Consider the following 22,948-nt stretch of genomic DNA (forward strand, 5'->3'; position numbering starts at 1 on the left):
TTCCAGTTATGACACATGTTTATTTTGTAAAGTTCGGTATGCCACATCTTGAACTGCTTTTAACAGAAAATGATAAGGGCTATCATTTTCTGTTAATGTTTGATCAAGCTTTTGAATGGACTTAATATGAAGTTTCAATAAATCCACAGCTTGTTCATCTTTTGCTACCGATAAAAACTCCAAAATTAAAGGTAAATAATCTGGTAATTCATCCGACTTCGCTTCTAATTTGGATTCCTTAAAAATTTTCCTTAATTGTACTAGCGCTTCCCCACGTTTCCGCGAATCTTTAAACACATGATACGTTAGGTTTAATGTCACAATTCCATGAAAGTCAAATGTATAAACATAGTTTTCGCATAATTGATCAAATGAGGTTGACTTCATATAATGTAAGAACGATTGAAGATATGACCTAATGACAGGCTCTTCAATACTGTTAATTTCAGCCTCAATATAAGCTACTTCCTTTAACCATGTCTTGTCTGGATAATGTAACAATGCTGATGCTAGTTTAAAGACTTTTTGATTCGTTTTCATGAGATTCCTCCCAATATCCGCTTGCGTAATATTCTAGTGGATTAGGATTTTCCCCACCAACAAAACAAGTTTTACAACCTTCCATAAAGTCTAGCCCAGCAGTTCCTTGATGCGTAAACATATCTCCCGCTTCCTCACGATGAGATTTTGGAATAACATATCGCTCATCGTATTTTGCAATAGCCGACAAACGATACATTTCTTCCGCCATATCTTCTGTCATACCTGCTTGCTCTAGTATGGAATTGTTAAAAGGTTTATCCAATTGCACAGCACGCATGTACGTCCGCATCGCTACAAGTTTACGTAAAACATTTTTGATCACTTTTGTATCACCTGCTGTAAATAAGCTTGCCAAATAATCAATCGGAATACGAAATTGATTTATTGTAGGAAAAATTACTTCCGGACTTAATGTATCTACTTGTCCACCCAATGCATTCATAAAAGGACTTAAAGGTGGAATATACCAAACCATAGGTAACGTGCGATACTCTGGATGTAATGGCAATGCTATCTTTTGCTCGACTGCAAATTTATATACTGGTGAATGTTGTGCAGCTTCAATCCAATCTTCTGGTATACCTTGGTTTATTGCTTCTCTTTGTATCTCCGGGTCATATGGATCTAAAAACGTACTTAGTTGTGCTTCATATACATCTTGATCATTTTCAACTGATGCTGCTTCCAATACTCTATCTGCATCATATAAAACAATCCCAATATAACGAATACGTCCCACACAAGTTTCCGAACAAATCGTTGGTTGGCCATTTTCAATTCTTGGAAAACAAAATGTACATTTTTCTGCTTTATGAGTTTTCCAGTTAAAATATACTTTTTTGTATGGACATCCAGTCATACAAAAACGCCAACTGCGACATGTATCTTGGTCAACTAAAACGATACCATCTTCCTCACGCTTATAAATCGCACCTGAAGGGCAAGATGCTACACATGATGGATTTTGGCAATGTTCACAAATTCTTGGTAAATACATCATAAATGTCTCTTCAAATTCAAATTTAATTTCTTCGTCGAGATTACGAACGTTAGGATCTCGTTTACCAGTTACATGAACACCAGCAAGGTCATCTTCCCAGTTGGGTCCCCATGTAATATCCATATATTCACCTGTTAATTGTGATTTAGGTCGTGCTACAGGTTGGTGTTCCTTTTCGGGACTGTTAATTAAAGTTTCATAATCATATGTCCAAGGTTCATAATATTCATCTATTTGTACAAGATTTTTATTATAGAATATGTTTAATAGTTTACTTACCTTACCGCCAGCTCTTAATTCTAATTTGCCATTTCGAACTTGCCAGCCACCTTTTCGTTCTTCATTATCTTCCCATTCTCGAGGATAACCAACTCCAGGCTTTGTTTCAACGTTATTCCAGTACATATATTCTGCACCTGGGCGATTCGTCCACGTATTACTGCATGTCACACTACACGTATGACAACCTATACATTTATCTAAGTTCATGACCATTCCAAATTGTGCTTTAATCTTCAAGCCAATCCACCTCATCTCTGTCCATACGGCGTATCATTACTTGTTCATCACGTTGATTTCCTGTAGGGCCATAATAATTAAAACCATAACTAAGCTGTGCATATCCACCAATCAAATGCGTTGGTTTCATATGGATTCGGGTAGGACTATTGAAAGTGCCACCCCTTGTCTTTGTAATCTTTGAACCTGGAACATTAATTAATCGGTCTTGTACATGGTACATATAAACAATTCCACGCGGCATGCGGTGACTGACTACTGCGCGTGCGACGACAACACCATTTCGGTTATACATTTCAATCCAATCATTGTCTTCAATATGAACAGAAGCTGCATCTTCATTATTTAGCCATACATGTGGGCCTCCTCTAAATAATGTCAACATAGGCAAAGTGTCATAATAAGTGGAGTGAAAAGACCATTTATAATGTGGTGTTAAGTACCTTAATGTTATTTCGTTATCAACTGGTTCAGGCTTTCGATCATTATCATAAAAAGTAAGTTTTTGTAATGGTGGTTTAAATGTCGGTAACTCTTCACCAAATTCAAGCATGACATCGTGATCCAAATAAAAATGTTGCCTACCTGTTAATGTTCGAAATGGAATTAATCGTTCCACATTCGTTGTAAATGGTGAATACCTTCTACCACCAGTCTCTGTTCCACTATAAATTGGTGTAGATAACACTTGTCGTGGTTGCGCCGTAATATCGTTAAATGTGATATGTTCTTCAGCGCGTTCTCTTACCAAATCAATTAATTCCTGTCCTGTATTTTCTTCTTGGGCTTTCCACGCTTTCATGGCCATGGAACCATTTGTTGCACTAGACAATGTTAGGATAGCTTCTGCAGCATTACGGTCTGTATCTAAACTCGGTAAATCGTTATAGTATTTCAAACGTTTATTCGTACCTAAAGTTTTTCTTAGCAGATCATATTCCTCTTTTGCATGCCAACCAATTCCTTTTGCTCCAATTTGATCACGGACATTACTACCTAATGTAATGAACTTTTCATAAACTTTCGGATAATCTCGTTTTACTACTTGGATGCGTGGGAAATTAACCCCTGGTATAGGGTCTGTTCCATCATATTTCCAATCTGGTACCCGTCCATAAGCTTGGGATATTTCGTCTTTTGAATCATGAAGTAATGGCGTCGCAACTACATCTTCAATTGGTTCAGGGAAATATGTTTCAGCCATCTCTGAAAACTTTTTAGCTAGTGATTTAAAAGAATTCCAGTCTGATTTTGATTCCCAAGGTGCTGCAATCGCTGGATTAAATGGATGTACAAAAGGGTGCATATCTGTACTTGATAAATCGTATTTTTCGTACCATGTTGCAGCTGGTAATACGATATCTGAATACAAACCAGTTCCACTCATACGAAAATCATAGTTTATCAACAAATCCAACTTTCCTTCTGGTACATCTTCAATCCATTTAATTTCATTTGTTCGTTTTTCTTCTTCTTGTTCGCTAAGTGTTCCTTCATGCGTACCAAGTAAATGCTTTAGAAAGTATTCATGTCCTTTAGCGGAACTACCAATTAAATTTGCCCGCCACACGAATAATAATTTAGGAAAGTTTTGTGGATTACTAGGATCATCAATTGCAAAATTTACTTCGCCCGATTTAATTTGTTTCACAATCTTATTTGCCGCTTCTTCGTTCGTCAAATTTTCGCCTAATTTAATTGGGTTTTTATTAAATTGTGGGTATGATGGTACCCAACCTAACCTTGCAGCTACTGCATTATAATCCCCCATGTGCGCATAACGTGGCTCCTTTGTTAAAGGAGAAATAAGTTGATCTACTTTTTGGTCTTCTGTGCGCCATTGCTCGGTAGCAAAATAGAAAAAGGATGTACCTTGATGTAGTCGTGGTGGGCCTCCCCAATCACGTGCCATCGCAATTGTCTGCCAACCTTCAAGAGGACGAACTTTTTCTTGTCCAACATAATGTGCCCATCCTCCACCGTTTACTCCTTCACACCCTGTTAATAAGACAAGATTTAAAATGGTGCGATATACCATATCGGAATGGTACCAATGGTTAATTCCTGACCCCATAATAATCATGGAGCGCCCTTTAGAATCAATTGCATTTTGAGCAAACTCTCTAGCAATTTGGGCAACATCCACTTTCGATACTCCTGTAAGTTTTTCTTGCCAGGCCGGAGTAAAAGCAGTATCAGCATCATCGTAGGTTACTTTGACTTCACCTGGTAACCCCCGTGTTACACCACAATTAGCTATTAATAAATCAAAAACTGTCGTGATATACGTATCTTTACCGTTAATCTTTATTTTTTTTACTGGTACACGGCGGGTGAAAATTTGCTTCGTGTTAATCGTAAATTCAGGGAATTGAACATCAACGATTTCTTCAAAATGATCGGCAAAAGATAATGCAGGTTCAATATCACCAAGTTGATTATCCGAATCCTGTAAATGTAAATTCCATGTTTGGTTGTTTTCCCAACGATGTCCAATTGTTCCATTCGGCGCGGCAAAGTGTTTTCTTTTTTCATCGTATACAACTGTTTTCCACTCAGCATTAGAAATATCCATATGTATATCTGCAGCCCGTAAAAACTTACCTGCACGTAGGTTTTCACCATTTTCTTCAAGTGTTATCAAAAACGGTAGATCCGTGAACTTTTTAACATAATCGACAAAATAAGGTGTTTCATTGTCAACATAATATTCTTTTAAAATAACATGGGTCATCGCCATGCCAAGTGCTGCATCCATGCCAGCTTCTACTGCCAACCACTTATCTGCGAACTTAACATATTCGGCATAATCAGGCGCAACTGCTACAACTTTTGTTCCTTTATAGCGAGATTCCACCATAAAATGTGCATCAGGAGTCCTAGTTTGAGGAAGGTTTGAGCCCCATACAAGTAAATAAGTAGAATTGTACCAATCTGAACTTTCAGGAACATCTGTTTGTTCTCCCCAAACTTGCGGAGAAGCTGGTGGTAAATCTGCATACCAATCATAAAAGCTTAATAGCGATGCGCCAACTAAATTTAAAAAGCGCGATCCCGCTGCATAACTTACCATCGACATAGCTGGAATTGGCGAAAATCCAAAAATGCGATCCGGGCCTTCTTCTTGAATGGTGTGTATCATGGAAGAAGCAATTAGTGTATTAATTTCTTCCCAAGTTGTACGAATGAATCCACCTTTACCACGAGCTTTTTTGTATTCCATTGCCTTTTGGGGATCTTCGACAATACTTTTCCATGCAGCTACAGGGTCTTTTTTATCTTGTAAAGCACGAGACCATATTTTTAACAAAGACGATCGTATGTATGGATATCGAACACGTTGTGGGCTATAGGTGTACCATGAAAATGTGGCCCCTCTTGGACATCCTCTCGGCTCATATTCTGGCATTCCAGGCCCAGTTGAAGGATAGTCAGTTTGCTGGGTTTCCCATGCAATGATGCCGTCTTTAACATGGACTTTCCAACTGCATGAGCCTGTGCAGTTTACTCCGTGCGTCGTTCGAACTACTTTATCATGTTGCCAACGATCGCGATAATACTTTTCACTATGACGGTCTAGTGGAGATCTTTCATATTGTTCATTAATTTTGTCCGATTTCCCAAAATAAGATAAACGTTTCCAAAATGGACGTGTAGACTGTTTCATAAGGAACCTCCAATAGCATAAAGTAATCTTGCATTTTATTTTTCAATAATCTATTACCAAGTATGTCCAAATATCATTTTTACATTCTTCACTTTAGTTGTTTATCCAAAATATAGAAGAATATAGTACGGGATGGTTTCATGCAAAAATTAATATTAACACCGTGACGTAACGTATAATGAATGTCCTCCATATGCTATACTTGTTTTAAAGATTTTGTGAAGGAAGGTATAGAATGTACACACGTATTCTTGTATTTGGTCATGTACAAGGTGTAGGATTTCGAATCACGACAAAACTTCGAGCAGATCAACTCGAATTAGCAGGATTCGTTCGAAATTTACCTGATGGTTCCGTTGAAATCAAAGTGGAAGGCAATAAACATAAGATTGCAGCACTAATAGAAGAAATAAAAAGTGGGTATCATCCTGGGATTGTTATAGAAAGGTTAGATATAGAAAAAGGAATAAATACAAATAGCTTTAAAAACTTTATCATAAAATAAATGGCATATTGAGCGCAACATGACATCCTTTACAAAGCCAAAACAAAAAAGAGGTTGTCCATCATGTAAAATGGCTACCTCTTTTGCATTATTATTATTGTTTTTTGAAAAACTTACGATTCAGTTCAATATAAGCGGTCTCTTCTTCAGGCACTTCGTCTTCTATAAAGATTGCCTGAACGGGGCAAACCGCCTCACAGGCACCGCAGTCAATACATATATCTGGATCAATATAAAACATATCTTTTCCCTCTTCTATGCAATCGACTGGACATACTTCTACACATTCTGCAGCTTTTTCATCTTTACACGGAGATGTAATAACAAATGCCATCTACGTTTCCTCCTTCAGTCCATTAAAACTGTAAGCTTAGCTTATTTCTTTAAAGTATTCTTTTAAAAAGCCGCCAATTCTATTGCTGTTATCAACAATAAAGTAAAACTCATCTGTTTCATTTTTTACATCATATATTTTCCCTGGTGTTAACTTTTGATTTACAATAAACTTTTTTGCATTCGTGTGTACACATTTTATTTGTTTTATTACAGGTCTCGTTTCCCAATCTAAATGAATCAATTTAATAAATCTCCCCTCAATCATACATTTCTTATTTATTATCTTACATTATGATAATAAGTATAAATAATTTTCATATCCTTCTTTAGCCATTTCTTCTTTTGGAATAAACTTTAATGCTGCAGAATTAATACAATAACGCAAGCCACCTTGCTCTTTAGGTCCATCATTAAAAACATGACCTAAATGAGCATCCGCTTGCCTACTCCTTACCTCTGTTCGAAACATGCCATGGGACGTATCCATATGCTCAGTCACTTCGGTTCCGTCAATTGGTTTGGTGAAGCTTGGCCAGCCACATCCCGCATCAAATTGATCTTTAGATGAAAATAATACTTTTCCTGAAATAACATCTACATAGATTCCTTCTGCTTTATTATCCCAATATTCATTTTCAAATGGAGGCTCTGTACCATTTTCCTGTGTTACGTGATATTGCATGGATGTAAGACGGGCTTTTAAAGCTTCTTTATCCTCCTGCCATGTTTCTTTTAAAAAACTTTCTCTACCGGAACCTTTTTTATACATTTTATAATGAAACGGATTCTTTTTATAATAATGTTGATGATTTTCTTCTGCCGGGTAAAATGGTTTAGCGGGTAAAATCTTCGTAACGATTGGTTTAGAAAACTTTCCGCTTAACGTTAGCTCAGCTTTAGATTGTTCTGCAAGCGCCTTTTGTTCTTGATTATGATAAAAAATTGCTGTTTTATATGATTCTCCACGGTCATGAAACTGTCCACCCGAATCTGTTGGATCAATTTGTTGCCAATAGATGTTGACAAGCTCTTTATAAGGCATTTTACTTGGGTCAAATGTTATTTGAACTGCTTCCACATGTCCAGTTGTATCAGAACAAACTTGTTCGTATGTTGGATTTTCAATTTCCCCGCCTGTATAGCCAGAAATGACTTCAATGATACCTGGCCGCTTATCAAAAGGTTCCACCATACACCAAAAGCAACCACCTGCAAACGTAGCTCGTTCTATTTTATCAGCCATTGTGAACCCCTCCTATTTACTCCTATTTTTTCGCGAATTAAAAATAAAATCAAGTTGTATGCTTATTTATATAAATAACTTAGGAATAGATTCCCCAGTTTTCTTATCATTTATTGGCGTATATGTTTGATTTGTTTGTGGCACTTCTGGTTTTGGTAGTTCCTCATCCGTTACGAATTCTTTTGTTTCACCTTTTTTAGATGCAGTTTCAGATTCAGCTTCTACCCCTTCTATACTTTCAGTTTCTTCTTGTATTTCTTCATCCTCCTCTGATTCATTAAATGATTTCAATAATTGATACATGGCAGGTAAATTTTTCACAATTGGCCCGTACTGTTTTACTAGCGGTGCAGTTGTTTCTATAACACGCAATACTTGCTGCACATTATTAATGACATTGGAAATATTATGAATCCCAAATCCAGTTCCGGACGTTCCTAATCCTGTTCCAACACCACTACTTACACCAGGTTGTAATATACGTTGAATAATGTTTGGTACTGCTCTACCTTGAGGTGTTGGGGGTAAAGGTTGCATTCCTCTCATAGGATATGACATCTGTTGACCTGGTCTTTGTTGAAAAAATACCATCGTGATCCCTCATTTCCACATCTGTTCCTAGGTTATTGTACGCAATACAATTAAAATGGTGTAGGCTTTATTTCCCGGGTAACCGCATATATCCGCAAGTTACGGCATGTCTTTGTCGAAATAGGACGAATACATGTAAAAGGCATGTACATGGTAATGCTATAATGCTTCGTTCTCAGTGGCATTTAATGTTGATTCCTTTGATGAATGAAGTTTTCGGGAATTAGATGGCCTGCAACGGGATATAGAGAAACGATATAAAATTTGTTAACAAATAAATAAAAGTCGTGATTAAAAAAGAAATCTCGAAGCAATGGTTAGCCTCATTACTTCGAGATTTATCTGTCTTTCAATTCTGTTAGCTGATAAGCCGTCCATAATTCATCAAAAATGAGCAATGCATTTGGGAAAGGACTGTATAATTCCAAATAATTACTTAGTTCATCGTAGGACACCGAGTGCTTAGGAAAGTTTTGGTCTTGAAAAATCCAATCAGCTAATCGACTTTCGTCATCAGGGACATTTTTGCCCCGATATGTCAGGGAAAAATGATAGAATGATCGCATTTACTCCACCCCACTTTGAACAGAGTCTGACTTCATAAACATCTCGTGTTTTCGTAATTTCTTCTTATAAACAAAAGAACATAGTTGAATACTAATTTCATATAAAATAATGAGCGGTATCGCCACAACAATTTGTAAGATGAAATCAGGCGGTGTAACAACAGCTCCGATAATGACTAAAACAAAATAAGCATATTTCCGTGTCTTTTTCATGAATTGTGGCGTTAATATCCCTAATTGAGTTAAAAACATCGAAACAATTGGAATTTCAAATAATATAGCAAATGGTAATGTCACACGAAACAGAAAGCGAAAATAATTATCGACTGTAAAAATAATCGTAAACATACCATCATTTAACGTTAACAAGAATGGTAAAATTAATTTTACAAATATGATGTATCCAAAAACAAGCCCGGAAATAAATAAAATAAACAGGGCCGGAATATAAGCTAGCGAAGCTTTCCGTTCATTAGTAGTCAGCCCTGGTCGGATAAATAGCCAAAGCTGTAAACTTAGTATCGGTATTGTACCTACAATTGCCACAATAGATGCTAATGTAAAATAAATCCAAATGATATCACCTGGGCTAGTTGTTGCCAGTGTAAAAGATATATCTTTTTCAAAAAACGAATAAATATCTTTTACATAAACAAATCCTAATGCGAAAAAAACAACAAAAAAGATCCCCGTTACAATAAGACGATTTCTCAATTCTGCTAAATGATCAGTGAAATTCATCTCTTTTTTTACGGTACGCTTCTTTTTACTCAATTTGTTCACTCCTATCAAACAAAAAGAAGGTGCAGGTATACGATTCCTACACCTTCTATCGGTGTTCATTCTTATACTTATGTAGATGGAGTTTAAAATCTACATTGGACTCCAACCTGCAAATAGATTATTTTTGTTCGTGTTTACCGTTATCATCATCAACAATGTCTTTTGTTGCGTTTTTAAATTCCTTTAATGAACTACCGAAAGCCTTCCCAATTTCAGGTAGTTTTGAAGGACCAAATATAACTAAAGCTAAAATTAAAATTAATAAGAGCCCAGGAAATCCAATATTACTCAACATTGACTATCACTCCGAATAACTTATTTACTATCTTTTATTATTTTTTTCACATCATTTATTTCTTCCGTTACATCGCCCGTTAATTCTTTTGTAGACTTTTTAAATTCTTTTAATGTTTGTCCAGCTGCTTTCCCAATTTCAGGCAACTTAGAAGGACCGAATATAATTAGTGCAACAATCAAAATTAAAACCAAACCAGGTATTCCAATATTTGCGAACATCTTTCATACACCCTTCTCATAATGTAGTTTTTTAAACGTGTATGTATTATGCTTTGTGACACCAGTTTATCATGATTTACAACATCTCCACAAGTTTAAAATGTTTTAGCCCTTATGTAATCAGTTGGATTATTCATATTAAAGAAGTGTCTGTCTAATAAATCAGTTGAAAATGGATGAAAATCTTGAACATATTTAACATTTATATGTTGAAAAAAGCTTTTTACACGTCGCTCATTCTTGTCCAATTGACCTTGTATTGCTAGCAAAGTTCGTTTATGATAAATAGCTGACAATGGATGTATTTGTTTATTGTAAACAGGTACTACCGCATCAAACTTTTCTAATTGCGCAATTAAGAAATCATATACTTGTTCACTAATAAATGGCGTATCACAAGCTGAGAAAACAAACACGTCAGCATCTACATGATAAAGAACGGATTCAATGCCTGCAAGCGGGCCTTTATCTACGTAGCGATCTGCAAACATTGGTATTTGCATAAATTGATAGGTAGAAAAATCATTCGTGCTTAATACGACGTGATCACAGATCTTTTCAAGTACTCCATTAACATGTTCAATCACTTTTTTACCGTGTATATTTAATAATGATTTATTTCTCCCCATTCGAGTGGACTTTCCCCCACACAAAATGGCACCATATGTTTTCATATTATCTCCTCGATTCAGCGACTGATTCGATCATATTGAAAAAAATAATAGGTGTAAGGATTTTTATCATCTTTTATCCCTTTTTCCTGCTTCGTTATTTTCCAATCTTCTTTATTATAAGCAGGAAAAAATGTGTCTCCATCAAATACTTCATCAATTTTTGTAATATACATGCGATCTGCGTAAGGTAATACTTGGTCAAAAATATGACCGCCACCAATCACAAAGTATTCTTCGGTTGGATTTTCTTTATTCCAACTTTTTAACGTATCTAACTGATGTATAACTTCTACTTCATCGGGAAATTGAACATCTTTTGAGCGCGTAAGTACAACATTTCTACGATTAGGTAAAGGTTTTCCGATTGAATCATACGTTTTTCTTCCCATCACAATCGTATGTCCAGTCGTTAATGTTTTAAAAAATTTCAAGTCATTTGGAAGATGCCATGGCATGCCATTATTTAAACCAATGACATGGTTTTGCCCCATAGCAACGAGTAAAGATATCATGTTGTTGTCCTCTCTTCTAAAGTAATTAAACTGCAATTGGAGCTTTTATTGTAGGATGTGGATCATATCCTTCGATTATTATATCATCTAAATCAAAGTCAAAAATAGATAATTTCTTTTGATTCAATTTCAGTGTTGGAAATGGTTTTGGTTTCCGTTGTAGCTGCTCTTCTACTTGTTCCAAATGAGTTAAGTAAATATGCGCATCTCCAAATGTATGAATAAATTCGCCAACTTCTAAATTACATTCATGGGCAATTAAATGTGTTAATAATGCGTAGCTAGCTATATTAAACGGTACTCCCAAAAATATATCTGCACTACGTTGATATAGTTGACAAGATAATTTACCATCGGCTACATAAAATTGAAAGAAAGCGTGGCATGGTGGCAAAGCCATTGATGGAATATCTTCTGGATTCCATGCCGTCACAATATGCCGACGAGAATCTGGGTTCGTTTTAATAGATTGTATTACATCTTGAATTTGATCAATCATCTGGTTTCTTGATGTTTTCCATGCACGCCACTGTTTTCCATATACAAAACCTAAGTCACCAAATTCAGTTGCGAACTCATCATCTTGTAATATCTTCTCTTTAAACGTTGTCATTTGTTCATCATAGACTTTTTTAAATGATGGATCTTTAAGACTGCGATTCCCAAAGTCTGTCATGTCGGGACCTATATATTTTTCGCTTTCAACCCATTTTTTAAAAGCCCATTCATTCCATATATTATTATTATGTTGTAATAAGTAACGTATGTTTGTATCTCCTTTTAAAAACCAAAGTAATTCGCTTGCTACAAGTCGGAAAGGTACTCGTTTTGTTGTTAGTAATGGGAATCCTTTTTGTAAGTCAAAACGATATTGGTATCCAAAAATTGACAATGTTCCAGTGTTCGTCCGATCATTTTTCTCAGTACCATGTGTTAATACGTGTTTACATAAGTCTAAATATGCTTCTTCACCTGTATACATTTAAAATATAACACTCCTAACAGTAGTTATTCTCGTATTCATTGTATCATACAAACATATACTTTTCGCATTGTTCTTTTCGGACAATTCATTTACAAAGTAGATCAAAACTGTTCAGTAGTGAAAACTTGCCTCACTAATATCGCTCCGGAAAAACACTGCGCTTTCCGCGGGCAACGCCTCAACTTCCGACGTACATGAGTACTAGTGCAGGTGTTGCAACAGGACGTTGCGCAATTAACCTGCCTCGGAAGCAAAAGACGGCTTTTTTAGAAAAAAACTTCAACTCCTAAGTATACCGAAACAAGTTTGTAACACAAACGTAACCATAAGTAAAACATAAAACAATAAAACCAGCCATAAATTATGGTTAAAGGCTAACAAGGAAAGGAGATTAAAACGATGAATGGGACGCTTAATCAAATTGCTAAACATTCGTTTCTTTACGGATTCGTCCTCAGTCAACCGTTTTCCTTTAATGTCAATGCATATCCAATACTAGAAAACAAAGAATTACTAGAAAAAGGACACCTCGAATATGGTGAACATAGTGAAAGTGTGCAAACATTACAACTAAAACTAAAGAAATTATCTTATTATGATGATGATCTTGACGGGGATTTTGGTATATTAACAGAACATTCGGTAAAACAGTTTCAAAAAGATCATCAAATAGATGTGTCTGGGCAAGCAGATGCACAAACTATTTTTTCCTTAATTGATGCTGAAAGAAAGAGAAATGTAAAGAAAATAGAACAATTGACAGGAAGCGTAACACCCGGTACTCATAGCAAAGAGGTAAAAATTGTTCAAGAGGCATTACAATATTTCGGTTATTATGAAGGTGAAATTGACGGCATATATGGTCCATTGACAGAAAAAGCATTAGCCATTGCCGAAGAAGAGCATCAAATTGAACTAAAGTTTGAAGTGACGAAAACATCGCTAGAAACGATGTATGAAAATGATGAAAAAGAACAAGAAAAGCAAGCCAAACAAATCATTACAAAAACAAAAGATAAGAAGCAAGCCGAACCCAAAAATGTAAAAGTTAAGTCATCCAATCCTGCCGGTCTTACGCAAGTTGCTCACTCGTTAGTTGGTATTCCTTATGTTTGGGGTGGAACAACAGAACAAGGATTTGACTGCAGTGGTTTTATTCAATATGTCTTTGCATCACAAAATGTGCAGCTACCAAGAACAGTGAGTGATATGTGGAATTTTACAACGCCTGTTTCAACACCGTCCGTCGGCGATATTATTTTCTTTCAAACGTATAAACCTGGTCCGTCTCATGCTGGTATTTATATGGGGGATGGTAAGTTTATTCATGCTGGAGAATCCCGTGGCGTTGAAGTGAGCGAACTTGAAAATAGTTATTGGAAACAGCGATACTTAGGTGCTAAACGTGTAAATTAACAAACTAAAATCAGAAGTGTGTTGTCGTCGCTTCTGATTTTATTTGTTATAACAGTCATATTCTACTTTATTTGGTAAATACTAGACATATCTATCAAAAAGGAGCATGAGATATGTCTGGACTCGTATTAAAATTAATTGTTACACCAATCGGTATTTTAGTATCTTCTTGGATTTTCCCAAATGTATATTTCTCTCGGTGGTATCAGCCTATACTGTTAGGTATAGTCGCGGCCATTATAGGATATATGTTGGAAATCGTCATGTTACGTAAAGATACAAATATATTAAGTACTTTATTAGATTTTCTTGTAACCGCAGCAATTGTTTACTTTGGTGCAATTATATTCTTAGGTACTTCAGTGACATTTTGGGGTGCTGTTTTAACAGGAATCGTAATTGCTATTGCTGAATATTTCCAACATGCATGGCTATTACGTAGTGGGCGTGTGCGGAATGATTCTTTTGCTAACAGATAGTATACTGTTAAATACAGTTCAATCAAAGCAAACAAGTACGTTATGGCTACTTGCTTGCTTTGATTTCTTATTCTGAAAAATTCCATTCACTTAGGAATTGTTTCAGATAATTTTCCATAAATGCATGACGTTGTTCTGCAATACCGCGGGCACTTCTAGTGTGCATGACATCACGCAACTTTAATAATTTGTCCGAAAAATGCCTAAGTGATGAATTGTTTGTTTCATTGCTATCATATAGTCGTTGACCTTTTGCTCCACCATATGCAAAAGTTCGAGCAATACCAATGGCCCCTATTGCATCTAAACGGTCAGCATCTTGAACGATTTTTCCTTCCAATGTATCTGGTATCCTTTTTCCTTTCGTAAAAGACACGCTATCTATTATTGAAAGGATTGTATTTATTTCAATAGATGTAAACGAAAGTGTACGTAAAAATTGTTGTAGTTCTTCTTTTACCACATCAGGTTGATCAAACAGCTTATGATCCCCTACATCATGTAACCATGCAGCAACCTCACATAAGTATGAATCTGCGCCTTCTTTCTCCGCAATATAGACTGCTAGTTGCGCTACTCGTTGCATATGTTCAACATCATGTCCAGTCGTATCGTGTAGAAATAAATCCTTTACATATGTCTTGATTTCCTGTATTTGCCTGATTGCATCCATCAAAATAACCCTACGATTTTACCATTTTCTTTCACGTCCATATTTAAAGCTGCTGGTTTTTTAGGGAGACCTGGCATTGTCATAACGTCACCAGTTAACACAACAATAAAACCTGCGCCGATAGAAGGACGTAATTCACGAATAGATATAATGAAATCTTGTGGGCGACCAACCATTTTGGGATCATCCGACAAAGAATATTGTGTTTTCGCCATACATACTGGAAGATTCCCCCAACCTTGTGTTTCATAAAAGGCGATTTGTTGTTTAGCTTGATTTGTTAGAGAGATATCCTTTGCTCCATATACAGTTTGGGCGATTTTTCTAATCTTTGTTTCTAATGAATCATCAAGTTCGTAAAGATGTTTAAATGATTGGTTACCGGCACTTGCCTTCTCCACTACTTTTTCAGCTAAATTAATCCCCCCTTCTCCACCTTTTGCCCAAACATCTGTTAAAGCTACGTCGATATGACGACTTTCACACCATTTTTCAATATATGCGGTTTCACTTGGTGTGTCTGTTGGGAATTTATTAATAGCGACAACAAAAGGTAACCCAAATGTTTCTATTGTTTCAATATGTTTTGCTAAATTTTCCATGCCCTCAGCTAATGCTGCAACATTTTCATTCGTTAAATCACCTTTGGAAACCCCACCATGCATCTTCAATGCGCGGACAGTTGCAACAATTACAACTGCATCGGGTTTAAAATTACCAGCACGTGACTTAATATTCAAGAATTTTTCCGCGCCTAAGTCTGCGCCAAATCCCGCCTCAGTGATAACATAATCTCCAAGTTTTGCGGCGGTTTTGGTTGCCATAATACTATTACAACCATGTGCAATATTAGCAAAAGGTCCACCGTGAATTATCGCAGGAGTGTTTTCAATTGTCTGCACTAAATTTGGTTTAATTGCATCTTTTAATAGAACTGTTAATGCTCCTTCTGCTTCAAGATCCTTTACGGTTATAGGTGTTTCATCGTATGTGTAACCAATAACAATGCGAGCGATTTTCTCTTTTAAATCTTGTAGATCATTTGCCAAACAAAGAATGGCCATAATTTCTGAGGCAACTGTAATATTAAAACCATCTTCTCGTGGCACACCTCTTTTCGGCCCACCAAGACCTACAACGACTTGTCTTAACGCTCGATCATTCATATCCATTACTCGTTTCCATACAATCCTGCGTGGATCAATGTGTAATGCATTTCCTTGTTGGATATGATTATCAATTAATGCGGCTAATGCATTGTTAGCAGTTGTAATGGCGTGCAAATCACCGGTAAAGTGTAAATTAATATCTTCCATTGGTAATACTTGAGAATATCCACCACCCGCTGCCCCACCTTTAATTCCCATAACTGGTCCTAATGAAGGTTCCCGTAGCGCAATGACTGTCTTTTTGCCGATTTTATTCATTGCTTGGCCTAAGCCAACTGTAACAGTAGACTTTCCTTCACCCGCAGGAGTTGGATTGATAGAAGTTACTAGAATAATCTTTCCGTCTTTATGATGATGAAGTTTACTTAAGAGTTTATCTGATAACTTTGCTTTTGTATGTCCATATGGTTCCCAATCCTCTTCTGACAACCCTAAACTCCCTGCAATTTCATGAATCGGCTTTAAAGATGCTTCTTGTGCAATTTCAATATCTGTTTTCAAATTAGCCTACTCCCTTTCTACAGTGATGTGCTTTATCTTTCTTTCTATTCATATTGTAACAAAATTTGCAATATATCTCTCCATAAAACGCTTACAATTTCCAAGGCGATTAGCAAAATAATAGGCCAATGCCTTGACCCACAAGACAAAATGCGCTATATTTAACACAAGCAAAGAGGCATGTTGCACATGAAATATAAATAACATAAACAAAGATATCGTTATTACTTTTCATACAATTTGCTTACTTTGTAATTCACACACGTTTTACGTGCAAGGAAGCTTTTAGGAGGAATTATTCACATGGAAAACGGAGTAGTAAAATGGTTTAACGCAGAAAAAGGTTATGGTTTTATTCAAGCTGAAGAGGGTAATGACGTATTCGTACATTATTCAGCAATTCAAGGTGAAGGTTTTAAAACACTTGAAGAAGGCGAAGAAGTTACATTCGAAATTGTTGAAGGCGAACGTGGACCTCAAGCAGCAAACGTTACAAAAAAGTAAGCCTTTTATAAAATGCTTAAGCGGTAATCACTTGATTACCGCTTTTTCTGTCTTCTTAACTTTAGTATTATCTGAAGTTACAATCAGCTACATTTTCGTTACTGTAGCTAATGCTTTTTCTTCCTTTGGTATTCTAACTTTTAATAGTAATAAATGTAACAAAGGAAAAAGTACAGCGGTAAAATATGCCCCAAATAAAAGTGGTATGATAAATAATTCTATACCTACGATAATATAATTTGGATGTTTTACATATTTATAGGGGCCCTTTTTGATAAGTGCAACTCTAGGCAATACAATAATTTTTGTATTCCAGAACTTTCCTAAAGTTGTGATGCACCACACTCTCGCTAATTGGGTCATAACAAATATCAAAAGTAATAGGTAATTTAACATGACGGAACGCTGAAACACGTAAACCTCTCCGACAATAAAGATGAAAAATAATGTATGGAGGATAATAAACCACTTGTAATGATTTTCCCCCTTTATAATCCCTCCCCTTGCCATCATCCATTTTTCATTTCGTTTGGCAATCACTAATTCAACGAGTCTTTGACCTATGATAAATAATATGAATAGCCAGATCCATGTTTTCATTTATTCCACTCCAATAATAATAATTCAGAACTAAATCCAGGCCCTAATGCACATAGTATACTTTTATCATTCTGAATGGACTGTTCCTTCATCTATTTTTTTAATACGTAAAATACCGTTGCGGAGGACATATTACCATGCTGTCGAAGTACCTCATATGAAAATTTTAGTTTATCCATAGAAAGTTGCATAGATTGGCACATTGCTTCCAATACTTTCTTTCCTCCAGGGTGTGCAATATAGGAATCAATTTCATCACTCGTAATATCTAGTTTTTGTAGAGTATCTTTCACATGTTCTTTCCAAATTGTATCAACGAGATGTGGGATACTCTTTGAAAATATTACCTCTAATCCCTGATCTGTTACATTCCACCCCATCACATCTTCACTATCTTTCTCTGTGAATGAATTTGTATATGTAATCTTCGGTTTCTTTATTTTTACATTCTTTTGATACGGCGATGCATCTCCTACAAGTAATGTTGCTGCGATTCCATCTGCAAATAGTGCTGTTCCTACTACATTGCTTTTACTCATGTCATCCTTTTGAAAAGTTAAACTACATAATTCACAACAAATTACTAATGCAGTTTGTTTTGGATTTGCCTTTAACCAGTCATATGCACGTGAAAGTCCCATAGCTCCTCCAGCACACCCTAGCCCCCATAAAGGCATTCGTATAACGTCAGATCGGAATGGGAGCTTATTCATTATTCTGGCGTCAATACTAGGAGTTGCTATGCCAGTACTAGAAACAAATACAATTAAATCAACTGCTTCAAATGGCACTTTTTCATGTAGAAAATGATCGTTTGAAAGACATTGTTGAACCGCCTTAACAGAATAATCAATTGCGTTTTGAACATATAATGCATTTTTCTCTTCAAAAGAATGGTGTGTTAAAAACCAATCCTCATCCACAACAAATTGCCTATTTTCAATAGCTGCATTGTCAAAGACAGGTAGCAATCTATTTATTCTTCTAGCGTGATCTTGGAAAAGAGTACGTACAAGATTTTTAACCGTTTGTTGAGAGATATTAAAATCTGGGATTGCTAAACCAACCGAACAAATGTATGTCATCTTAGTCACCTTTTTTATTACTATTTTGTCACTATTTTCAAAGATTATTACTCATTCCGTCATATTTATGACACATACTTTATTAACGAAAAGGTTTATAAAACTATCGCAATCGCTGTTATATCAAGTGTTTGAACAAATTGTGAAGCTTTCAATATCATGTTAAATTCCGTTTGTAATTTTTGTATGATGGAAATGAGTCAAATAAACAAAAAGGAGAAGATGAAAGATGGCGACCAAAATCAACAAGCAAAAGCACGTTGAAAATGAAACATCCAACTTAAAAGGCACACTTATTTCAGTTATGGTTCTTGGTATGATTATTCTTATTTCGTGGTTCGGGGTTTTTGCACTATTTCTTTCAAGATAAAAATAGGGGGAGTGAACTTTCATGCACTTACATAAATATGAAAAAATTTGGTTAACTTTTGGAATCGGTTCACTAGTTGTCTTTCTACTTATTTTAGGATACGGGGCATTTTGGAAAGGGACACATCCACAAAGTCACGGTGTAACAATTGATCCAAATAATATTCAAGCGTATGAGGATTTTAAACCAGAAAATCTAGGATTAACAAAAGTTGACGACAATCAATATGTTGTAAATTTAATCGCCTCAGCATTTAATTATGATTTTGGAAAAGATGACGATGGTGCTCCAGTCAAACATATTCGAATCCCTGCTGGTTCAAACGTTTTATTCCAAGTTACGACACCTGATGTGGTACACGGTTTTAACGTTGCGGGAACGAATGTAAACATGATGGTTGAGCCTGGTTATATCTCGCAATTAGAAACAGTATTAAAAAAACCAGGTATATATACAATCGTATGTAATGAATATTGTGGTGTAGGTCACCATATGATGTACGCTACTTTGGAGGTGTATGAATAATGGGTTTGAAGCAAACAGAAGCAGTAACTAGTATTGGAACATATCCGATTTCAAAAAAAGATGCAAAACTTTATATGTCTTTTATGTATGTAGCGTTTATTTCATTGTTTATCGGTGGATTAATGGGGTTATTACAAACGTTAGTCCGTTCAGGTAAATTAACATTACCGGCAGGAATTGGTTATTACCAAATTCTAACGGTTCATGGTGTTATTTTGGGACTAGTCCTTACGACGTTTTTTATTATCGGTTTCCAGTTTTCATTTATTTCAAAGTCGGTAGGAATATCTAATAAACAAAGAAAGTACGCTTGGCTAAGTTTTTGGGTTATGCTCATCGGTACTATCATGACGGCTACAACAATTCTTTTAGGGAAAGCAAGTGTACTTTATACATTTTACACACCTTTGAAAGCACATCCAGTTTTTTATATCGGTCTTGCACTGGTTATTGTAGGAAGTTGGATCGCAGGTTTTGTAAATTGGCACCAGCTCTATAGTTGGAAAAAGCAACATCCTGGTGAAAAGTCGCCTCTACCGGCTTTTATGGTCACAATCAATATGATCATGTGGTTTATAGCTTCACTTGGTGTTGCAGTATCGGTATTATTTCTAATATTACCTTGGTCACTAGGTTATACAGCAACAGTAAACGTACTTTTAACTAGAACATTATTTTGGTATTTTGGTCACCCACTTGTTTACTTTTGGTTACTACCTGCTTATATGGCTTGGTACACAATTATCCCGAAAATTATTGGCGGGAAAATATTTAGTGACTCATTAGCAAGAATGTCCTTTATCTTACTATTATTTTTCTCTATTCCAGTTGGTTTCCACCATCAGTTAACGGAACCAGGAATAGAACCGATGTGGAAATTTATCCAAGTTACATTGACGATGATGGTTGTTATTCCAACATTAATGACTGCTTTCTCGTTATTTGCAACATTTGAAATTACAGGTCGTAAAAAAGGTTATACAAGTTTATTTGGTTGGTTTAAAAAATTACCTTGGAAAGATGTGCGTTTCTTAGCACCATTTATCGGGATGTTATTCTTTATTCCTGGTGGAGCAGGTGGAATTATAAACGCTTCACACCAGCTAAATTCTGTTATTCACAATACGATATGGGTAACCGGTCACTTTCATTTAACAGTAGCGGCATCCGTGTTATTAACATTCTTTGGAATTAGTTATTGGTTGCTACCGCACTTAACAGGAAGAAAATTGACACCACAAATAAATAAATTAGGTATCATCCAAACATATATTTGGACAATCGGTATGACAATCATGTCAACAGCAATGCATATTCAAGGATTATTAGGAGGACCTAGACGTTCGAATTTCTCCGAATATGGTGGCACAGACCAGGCTCATGAATGGATCTGGTACCAGTTAGCACAAGCAGTTGGGGGAACGATTTTATTTATCGGGATAATTTTGATGGTTTATATTTTCATCAAATTGACATTCTTAGCTCCCAAAGGGATTGAAGAATATCCGCTTGCAGAAGAAGAAGTGGATGCACAGCCTACACCAGCATGGTTTGATAACTGGAAATTATGGATTGGTATCACAGTCGCATTAATTTTATTTGCTTACAGTATGCCTGTCATGGATATGATTCAAAATTCACCGCCGGGATCACCGCCGTTCACTTGGCCTATAGGTAATAACTAAATAAAAAAGCGTAAGCAGCCCGTTAAGGACGACTTACGATAAAAAAGTAGAACAACCTTTGCAGGCATTGCCATTCAATCGCAATGCCTGCATTTGTGTCTTAATCATGATACTTTTTGTATCCAACATGCAGTACTTTCCCTATCCCCTCACCTATTTATTCATGTTGCCCAAAGTATTGATAATAGTCTGTTTGGATAAAGCCATTAAATAGTTTACGTTTTTTTGTTGCCTTTTTCCCATATACGGATTCAAAAGTCGGAAAGGCTGTAAGAACATAGACACTCCAAGAAAGATATTGCTGCATTATTTTTCCGAAATCGCTATATAGTGTTTGAATTTCTCTTTCTCTTCCCTTCCCGATTCTTTGGCCGTATGGAGGATTTGTTACAATATATCCGTTAGCATCCGATATGACTAAATCTTTTACTTGCATTTGTTTCCACTTTATCAAATCACCTAGACCGGCTTCTTGACTATTTTCATTTGCAATATCAACCATTTTATGATTGATATCCGTTCCAATAATATCGAGAGATTGATCATATTTTGCCAAATCCTCAACTTCTTGAAAGGCATCATCCCATAGTTTCTTCTTCATGAAATACCACTCTTCCGAAGCAAAAGAGCGATTAAATCCAGGTGCAATATTTTGCCCAATTAATGCTGCTTCAATCGGGATAGTACCTGATCCACAAAATGGATCGATAAAAGGATAATCCGGTTTCCAATTTGTAAGCAAAACTAAAGCAGCAGCCAGTGTTTCCTTTAGTGGTGCCTCACCTTGTCCAACACGGTAGCCTCGCTTATGTAAGCCATGGCCTGATGTATCTAATGTTAATGTCGCAATATCTTTATGTATAGCTATTTCAACACGATATACAGCACCTGTCTCTGGCATTCTCGATGCAATCCCATATTTTAATCTCAACCGCTCAACAATGGCCTTTTTGACGATTGCCTGACAGTCTGGCACACTATATAATGTCGATTTTACGGACTTACCTATTACAGGAAACTGTCCATCTTCACTAATGAAGTTTTCCCAAGGTAATGCTTTCGTTGCCTCAAATAATTCATCAAAAGTAGTTGCTTTAAACTCTCCTACTTTAATTTTCAATCGATCAGCCGTGCGAAGCCACAAATTACAACGTGGTATGGCAGAAAATGGTGCATCAAAGGTCACTTTACCATTATCAACTTTCACTTCATATCCTAGATCTCTTACCTCTTGTGCAACAATAGCCTCTAGTCCCATGGCAGCTGTTGCAATTAATGTTAGCTTTGAACCCATTATAGCAATCCTTTCGTACTAAAATTTAATCAACTTTTAAAATGTTTAACGCCAGTTTGAACACGCACTAATAGTGTACCACACGATTTATAAAAACAAACAAAATAACCGGCTCTTTGTCAAATAGTGTTGGTGGCTGAATTAAGGTCGCTAAAATATTAATGATTCGGGATCTGTTTATCCTGCCACTTAAGCGGCAGGATAAAC

General features: G+C 36.1%; 26 protein-coding genes. 7 read left to right on the forward strand and 19 right to left on the reverse strand.

The annotated features are described in order from the left end of the window. Positions 1 to 6: 6 nt before the first annotated feature. The 3 genes from narJ to ACFFIS_RS02365 are packed head-to-tail and all read right to left on the reverse strand — an operon-like array spanning position 7 to position 5,729. Positions 7 to 540 (reverse strand): nitrate reductase molybdenum cofactor assembly chaperone, encoded by a 534-nt coding sequence (gene narJ / locus ACFFIS_RS02355; protein ID WP_320379006.1) that lies wholly within the window; start codon positions 538 to 540, stop codon positions 7 to 9. Then, positions 515 to 2,062, reverse strand: a complete 1,548-nt coding sequence (narH, locus tag ACFFIS_RS02360; RefSeq protein WP_390185994.1) for a nitrate reductase subunit beta — start codon at positions 2,060 to 2,062, stop codon at positions 515 to 517. Before narH ends, narJ begins: the two co-directional genes overlap by 26 nt. After that, a complete protein-coding gene (locus ACFFIS_RS02365) occupies positions 2,052 to 5,729 on the reverse strand; it encodes a nitrate reductase subunit alpha (protein ID WP_390185995.1) in 3,678 nt (1,225 codons plus the stop codon). Before ACFFIS_RS02365 ends, narH begins: the two co-directional genes overlap by 11 nt. A gap of 235 nt (positions 5,730 to 5,964) precedes the next feature. Between ACFFIS_RS02365 and ACFFIS_RS02370 the strand changes: the two genes are divergently transcribed. Further along, entirely contained in the window at positions 5,965 to 6,234 is a 270-nt protein-coding gene (locus ACFFIS_RS02370) for an acylphosphatase (protein ID WP_320379008.1), read from the forward strand. A gap of 94 nt (positions 6,235 to 6,328) precedes the next feature. Here ACFFIS_RS02370 and ACFFIS_RS02375 read toward each other — a convergent pair whose 3' ends face one another. The 11 genes from ACFFIS_RS02375 to ACFFIS_RS02425 form a co-directional block, all read right to left on the reverse strand. After that, positions 6,329 to 6,568: a ferredoxin family protein gene (locus ACFFIS_RS02375; RefSeq protein ID WP_320379009.1), complete on the reverse strand. Its 240-nt coding sequence runs from the start codon at positions 6,566 to 6,568 to the stop codon at positions 6,329 to 6,331. Between the two features lie 36 nt (positions 6,569 to 6,604). Then, the gene (locus ACFFIS_RS02380; RefSeq protein WP_320379010.1) at positions 6,605 to 6,811 is read right to left on the reverse strand and encodes a DUF6501 family protein; all 207 of its coding nucleotides are present in this window, start codon (positions 6,809 to 6,811) and stop codon (positions 6,605 to 6,607) included. A gap of 48 nt (positions 6,812 to 6,859) precedes the next feature. Further along, positions 6,860 to 7,813 carry a peptide-methionine (S)-S-oxide reductase MsrA gene (msrA, locus tag ACFFIS_RS02385; protein WP_390185996.1) on the reverse strand — a complete coding sequence of 318 codons (954 nt, stop codon included), beginning with the start codon at positions 7,811 to 7,813 and terminating at the stop codon, positions 6,860 to 6,862. A gap of 66 nt (positions 7,814 to 7,879) precedes the next feature. Continuing rightward, on the reverse strand, positions 7,880 to 8,404 hold the full coding sequence (gene vrrA, locus ACFFIS_RS02390) for a VrrA/YqfQ family protein (RefSeq protein ID WP_320379011.1): 525 nt from the start codon (positions 8,402 to 8,404) through the stop codon (positions 7,880 to 7,882). Positions 8,405 to 8,742: 338 nt separating this feature from the next. Next, positions 8,743 to 8,970, reverse strand: coding sequence for a YozE family protein (locus ACFFIS_RS02395; protein ID WP_320379012.1), 228 nt, complete (start codon positions 8,968 to 8,970; stop codon positions 8,743 to 8,745). Beyond that, positions 8,971 to 9,711 (reverse strand): twin-arginine translocase subunit TatC, encoded by a 741-nt coding sequence (gene tatC, locus ACFFIS_RS02400; protein ID WP_320379794.1) that lies wholly within the window; start codon positions 9,709 to 9,711, stop codon positions 8,971 to 8,973. Between the two features lie 160 nt (positions 9,712 to 9,871). Then, entirely contained in the window at positions 9,872 to 10,048 is a 177-nt protein-coding gene (tatA, locus tag ACFFIS_RS02405; protein WP_320379013.1) for a twin-arginine translocase TatA/TatE family subunit, read from the reverse strand. 20 nt (positions 10,049 to 10,068) lie between these two features. Beyond that, positions 10,069 to 10,269, reverse strand: a complete 201-nt coding sequence (locus tag ACFFIS_RS02410) for a twin-arginine translocase TatA/TatE family subunit (RefSeq protein WP_390185998.1) — start codon at positions 10,267 to 10,269, stop codon at positions 10,069 to 10,071. Positions 10,270 to 10,364: 95 nt separating this feature from the next. Further along, positions 10,365 to 10,943: a molybdenum cofactor guanylyltransferase gene (mobA, locus tag ACFFIS_RS02415; RefSeq protein ID WP_320379015.1), complete on the reverse strand. Its 579-nt coding sequence runs from the start codon at positions 10,941 to 10,943 to the stop codon at positions 10,365 to 10,367. A 14-nt stretch (positions 10,944 to 10,957) separates the two neighbouring features. Further along, positions 10,958 to 11,455 carry a dihydrofolate reductase gene (locus ACFFIS_RS02420; protein WP_320379016.1) on the reverse strand — a complete coding sequence of 166 codons (498 nt, stop codon included), beginning with the start codon at positions 11,453 to 11,455 and terminating at the stop codon, positions 10,958 to 10,960. A 25-nt stretch (positions 11,456 to 11,480) separates the two neighbouring features. After that, a complete protein-coding gene (locus tag ACFFIS_RS02425; RefSeq protein WP_390185999.1) occupies positions 11,481 to 12,437 on the reverse strand; it encodes a thymidylate synthase in 957 nt (318 codons plus the stop codon). 402 nt (positions 12,438 to 12,839) lie between these two features. Here ACFFIS_RS02425 and ACFFIS_RS02430 point away from each other — a divergent pair, with 402 nt between their 5' ends. Together ACFFIS_RS02430 and ACFFIS_RS02435 are read left to right on the forward strand one after the other, a co-directional pair. Continuing rightward, the gene (locus tag ACFFIS_RS02430) at positions 12,840 to 13,856 is read left to right on the forward strand and encodes a C40 family peptidase (protein WP_390186000.1); all 1,017 of its coding nucleotides are present in this window, start codon (positions 12,840 to 12,842) and stop codon (positions 13,854 to 13,856) included. 113 nt (positions 13,857 to 13,969) lie between these two features. Next, complete coding sequence (locus tag ACFFIS_RS02435) at positions 13,970 to 14,335, forward strand: DUF2512 family protein (protein WP_390186001.1); 366 nt, start codon at positions 13,970 to 13,972, stop codon at positions 14,333 to 14,335. A gap of 67 nt (positions 14,336 to 14,402) precedes the next feature. On the opposite strand, the gene ACFFIS_RS02440 is transcribed toward ACFFIS_RS02435, so the two are convergent. Together ACFFIS_RS02440 and ACFFIS_RS02445 are read right to left on the reverse strand one after the other, a co-directional pair. Continuing rightward, on the reverse strand, positions 14,403 to 15,008 hold the full coding sequence (locus tag ACFFIS_RS02440) for an HD domain-containing protein (protein WP_390186002.1): 606 nt from the start codon (positions 15,006 to 15,008) through the stop codon (positions 14,403 to 14,405). Continuing rightward, positions 15,008 to 16,678 carry a formate--tetrahydrofolate ligase gene (locus tag ACFFIS_RS02445; RefSeq protein WP_320379022.1) on the reverse strand — a complete coding sequence of 557 codons (1,671 nt, stop codon included), beginning with the start codon at positions 16,676 to 16,678 and terminating at the stop codon, positions 15,008 to 15,010. The genes ACFFIS_RS02440 and ACFFIS_RS02445 overlap by 1 nt, the downstream gene beginning before the upstream one ends. A gap of 303 nt (positions 16,679 to 16,981) precedes the next feature. On the opposite strand from ACFFIS_RS02445, the gene ACFFIS_RS02450 reads away from it, so the two are divergent. Continuing rightward, complete coding sequence (locus ACFFIS_RS02450; protein WP_320379023.1) at positions 16,982 to 17,182, forward strand: cold-shock protein; 201 nt, start codon at positions 16,982 to 16,984, stop codon at positions 17,180 to 17,182. A gap of 87 nt (positions 17,183 to 17,269) precedes the next feature. Here ACFFIS_RS02450 and ACFFIS_RS02455 read toward each other — a convergent pair whose 3' ends face one another. Further along, on the reverse strand, positions 17,270 to 17,782 hold the full coding sequence (locus ACFFIS_RS02455) for an isoprenylcysteine carboxyl methyltransferase family protein (protein ID WP_390186003.1): 513 nt from the start codon (positions 17,780 to 17,782) through the stop codon (positions 17,270 to 17,272). A gap of 92 nt (positions 17,783 to 17,874) precedes the next feature. After that, on the reverse strand, positions 17,875 to 18,867 hold the full coding sequence (locus tag ACFFIS_RS02460) for a type III polyketide synthase (protein WP_390186004.1): 993 nt from the start codon (positions 18,865 to 18,867) through the stop codon (positions 17,875 to 17,877). Positions 18,868 to 19,096: 229 nt separating this feature from the next. Between ACFFIS_RS02460 and ACFFIS_RS02465 the strand changes: the two genes are divergently transcribed. From ACFFIS_RS02465 to ACFFIS_RS02475, 3 genes are read left to right on the forward strand one after another with little or no spacing between them, the layout of a single operon-like run. Next, a complete protein-coding gene (locus tag ACFFIS_RS02465) occupies positions 19,097 to 19,237 on the forward strand; it encodes a cytochrome c oxidase subunit 2A (RefSeq protein WP_320379027.1) in 141 nt (46 codons plus the stop codon). A 21-nt stretch (positions 19,238 to 19,258) separates the two neighbouring features. Beyond that, on the forward strand, positions 19,259 to 19,762 hold the full coding sequence (locus ACFFIS_RS02470) for a cytochrome c oxidase subunit II (RefSeq protein ID WP_320379028.1): 504 nt from the start codon (positions 19,259 to 19,261) through the stop codon (positions 19,760 to 19,762). Continuing rightward, on the forward strand, positions 19,762 to 21,447 hold the full coding sequence (locus tag ACFFIS_RS02475) for a b(o/a)3-type cytochrome-c oxidase subunit 1 (protein ID WP_320379029.1): 1,686 nt from the start codon (positions 19,762 to 19,764) through the stop codon (positions 21,445 to 21,447). The genes ACFFIS_RS02470 and ACFFIS_RS02475 overlap by 1 nt, the downstream gene beginning before the upstream one ends. 157 nt (positions 21,448 to 21,604) lie before the next feature. Here the strand turns inward: ACFFIS_RS02475 and ACFFIS_RS02480 are convergent, their stop codons facing one another. Further along, complete coding sequence (locus ACFFIS_RS02480) at positions 21,605 to 22,741, reverse strand: THUMP domain-containing class I SAM-dependent RNA methyltransferase (RefSeq protein ID WP_390186005.1); 1,137 nt, start codon at positions 22,739 to 22,741, stop codon at positions 21,605 to 21,607. Between the last annotated feature and the right edge of the window lie 207 nt (positions 22,742 to 22,948).

This window comes from Paracerasibacillus soli, assembly GCF_042432965.1.
GTDB classification, from domain to species: Bacteria; Bacillota; Bacilli; order Bacillales; family Amphibacillaceae; genus Paracerasibacillus; species Paracerasibacillus soli.

Excerpts from the sequence above, each read along its gene's own strand:
- ACFFIS_RS02435 (WP_390186001.1), top strand. The coding sequence starts at position 13,970 with ATGTCTGGACTCGTATTAAAATTAATTGTTACACCAATCGGTATTTTA.
- tatC (WP_320379794.1), bottom strand. The coding sequence starts at position 9,711 with ATGAATTTCACTGATCATTTAGCAGAATTGAGAAATCGTCTTATTGTA.
- ACFFIS_RS02410 (WP_390185998.1), bottom strand. The coding sequence starts at position 10,269 with ATGTTCGCAAATATTGGAATACCTGGTTTGGTTTTAATTTTGATTGTT.
- ACFFIS_RS02395 (WP_320379012.1), bottom strand. The coding sequence starts at position 8,970 with ATGCGATCATTCTATCATTTTTCCCTGACATATCGGGGCAAAAATGTC.
- ACFFIS_RS02460 (WP_390186004.1), bottom strand. The coding sequence starts at position 18,867 with ATGACATACATTTGTTCGGTTGGTTTAGCAATCCCAGATTTTAATATC.
- mobA (WP_320379015.1), bottom strand. The coding sequence starts at position 10,943 with ATGAAAACATATGGTGCCATTTTGTGTGGGGGAAAGTCCACTCGAATG.
- ACFFIS_RS02465 (WP_320379027.1), top strand. The coding sequence starts at position 19,097 with ATGGCGACCAAAATCAACAAGCAAAAGCACGTTGAAAATGAAACATCC.
- ACFFIS_RS02425 (WP_390185999.1), bottom strand. The coding sequence starts at position 12,437 with ATGTATACAGGTGAAGAAGCATATTTAGACTTATGTAAACACGTATTA.
- ACFFIS_RS02440 (WP_390186002.1), bottom strand. The coding sequence starts at position 15,008 with ATGGATGCAATCAGGCAAATACAGGAAATCAAGACATATGTAAAGGAT.
- vrrA (WP_320379011.1), bottom strand. The coding sequence starts at position 8,404 with ATGGTATTTTTTCAACAAAGACCAGGTCAACAGATGTCATATCCTATG.
- ACFFIS_RS02430 (WP_390186000.1), top strand. The coding sequence starts at position 12,840 with ATGAATGGGACGCTTAATCAAATTGCTAAACATTCGTTTCTTTACGGA.
- ACFFIS_RS02365 (WP_390185995.1), bottom strand. The coding sequence starts at position 5,729 with ATGAAACAGTCTACACGTCCATTTTGGAAACGTTTATCTTATTTTGGG.
- ACFFIS_RS02370 (WP_320379008.1), top strand. The coding sequence starts at position 5,965 with ATGTACACACGTATTCTTGTATTTGGTCATGTACAAGGTGTAGGATTT.
- ACFFIS_RS02470 (WP_320379028.1), top strand. The coding sequence starts at position 19,259 with ATGCACTTACATAAATATGAAAAAATTTGGTTAACTTTTGGAATCGGT.
- ACFFIS_RS02375 (WP_320379009.1), bottom strand. The coding sequence starts at position 6,568 with ATGGCATTTGTTATTACATCTCCGTGTAAAGATGAAAAAGCTGCAGAA.
- ACFFIS_RS02420 (WP_320379016.1), bottom strand. The coding sequence starts at position 11,455 with ATGATATCTTTACTCGTTGCTATGGGGCAAAACCATGTCATTGGTTTA.
- tatA (WP_320379013.1), bottom strand. The coding sequence starts at position 10,048 with ATGTTGAGTAATATTGGATTTCCTGGGCTCTTATTAATTTTAATTTTA.
- msrA (WP_390185996.1), bottom strand. The coding sequence starts at position 7,813 with ATGGCTGATAAAATAGAACGAGCTACGTTTGCAGGTGGTTGCTTTTGG.
- ACFFIS_RS02475 (WP_320379029.1), top strand. The coding sequence starts at position 19,762 with ATGGGTTTGAAGCAAACAGAAGCAGTAACTAGTATTGGAACATATCCG.
- ACFFIS_RS02480 (WP_390186005.1), bottom strand. The coding sequence starts at position 22,741 with ATGGGTTCAAAGCTAACATTAATTGCAACAGCTGCCATGGGACTAGAG.
- narJ (WP_320379006.1), bottom strand. The coding sequence starts at position 540 with ATGAAAACGAATCAAAAAGTCTTTAAACTAGCATCAGCATTGTTACAT.
- ACFFIS_RS02450 (WP_320379023.1), top strand. The coding sequence starts at position 16,982 with ATGGAAAACGGAGTAGTAAAATGGTTTAACGCAGAAAAAGGTTATGGT.
- ACFFIS_RS02455 (WP_390186003.1), bottom strand. The coding sequence starts at position 17,782 with ATGAAAACATGGATCTGGCTATTCATATTATTTATCATAGGTCAAAGA.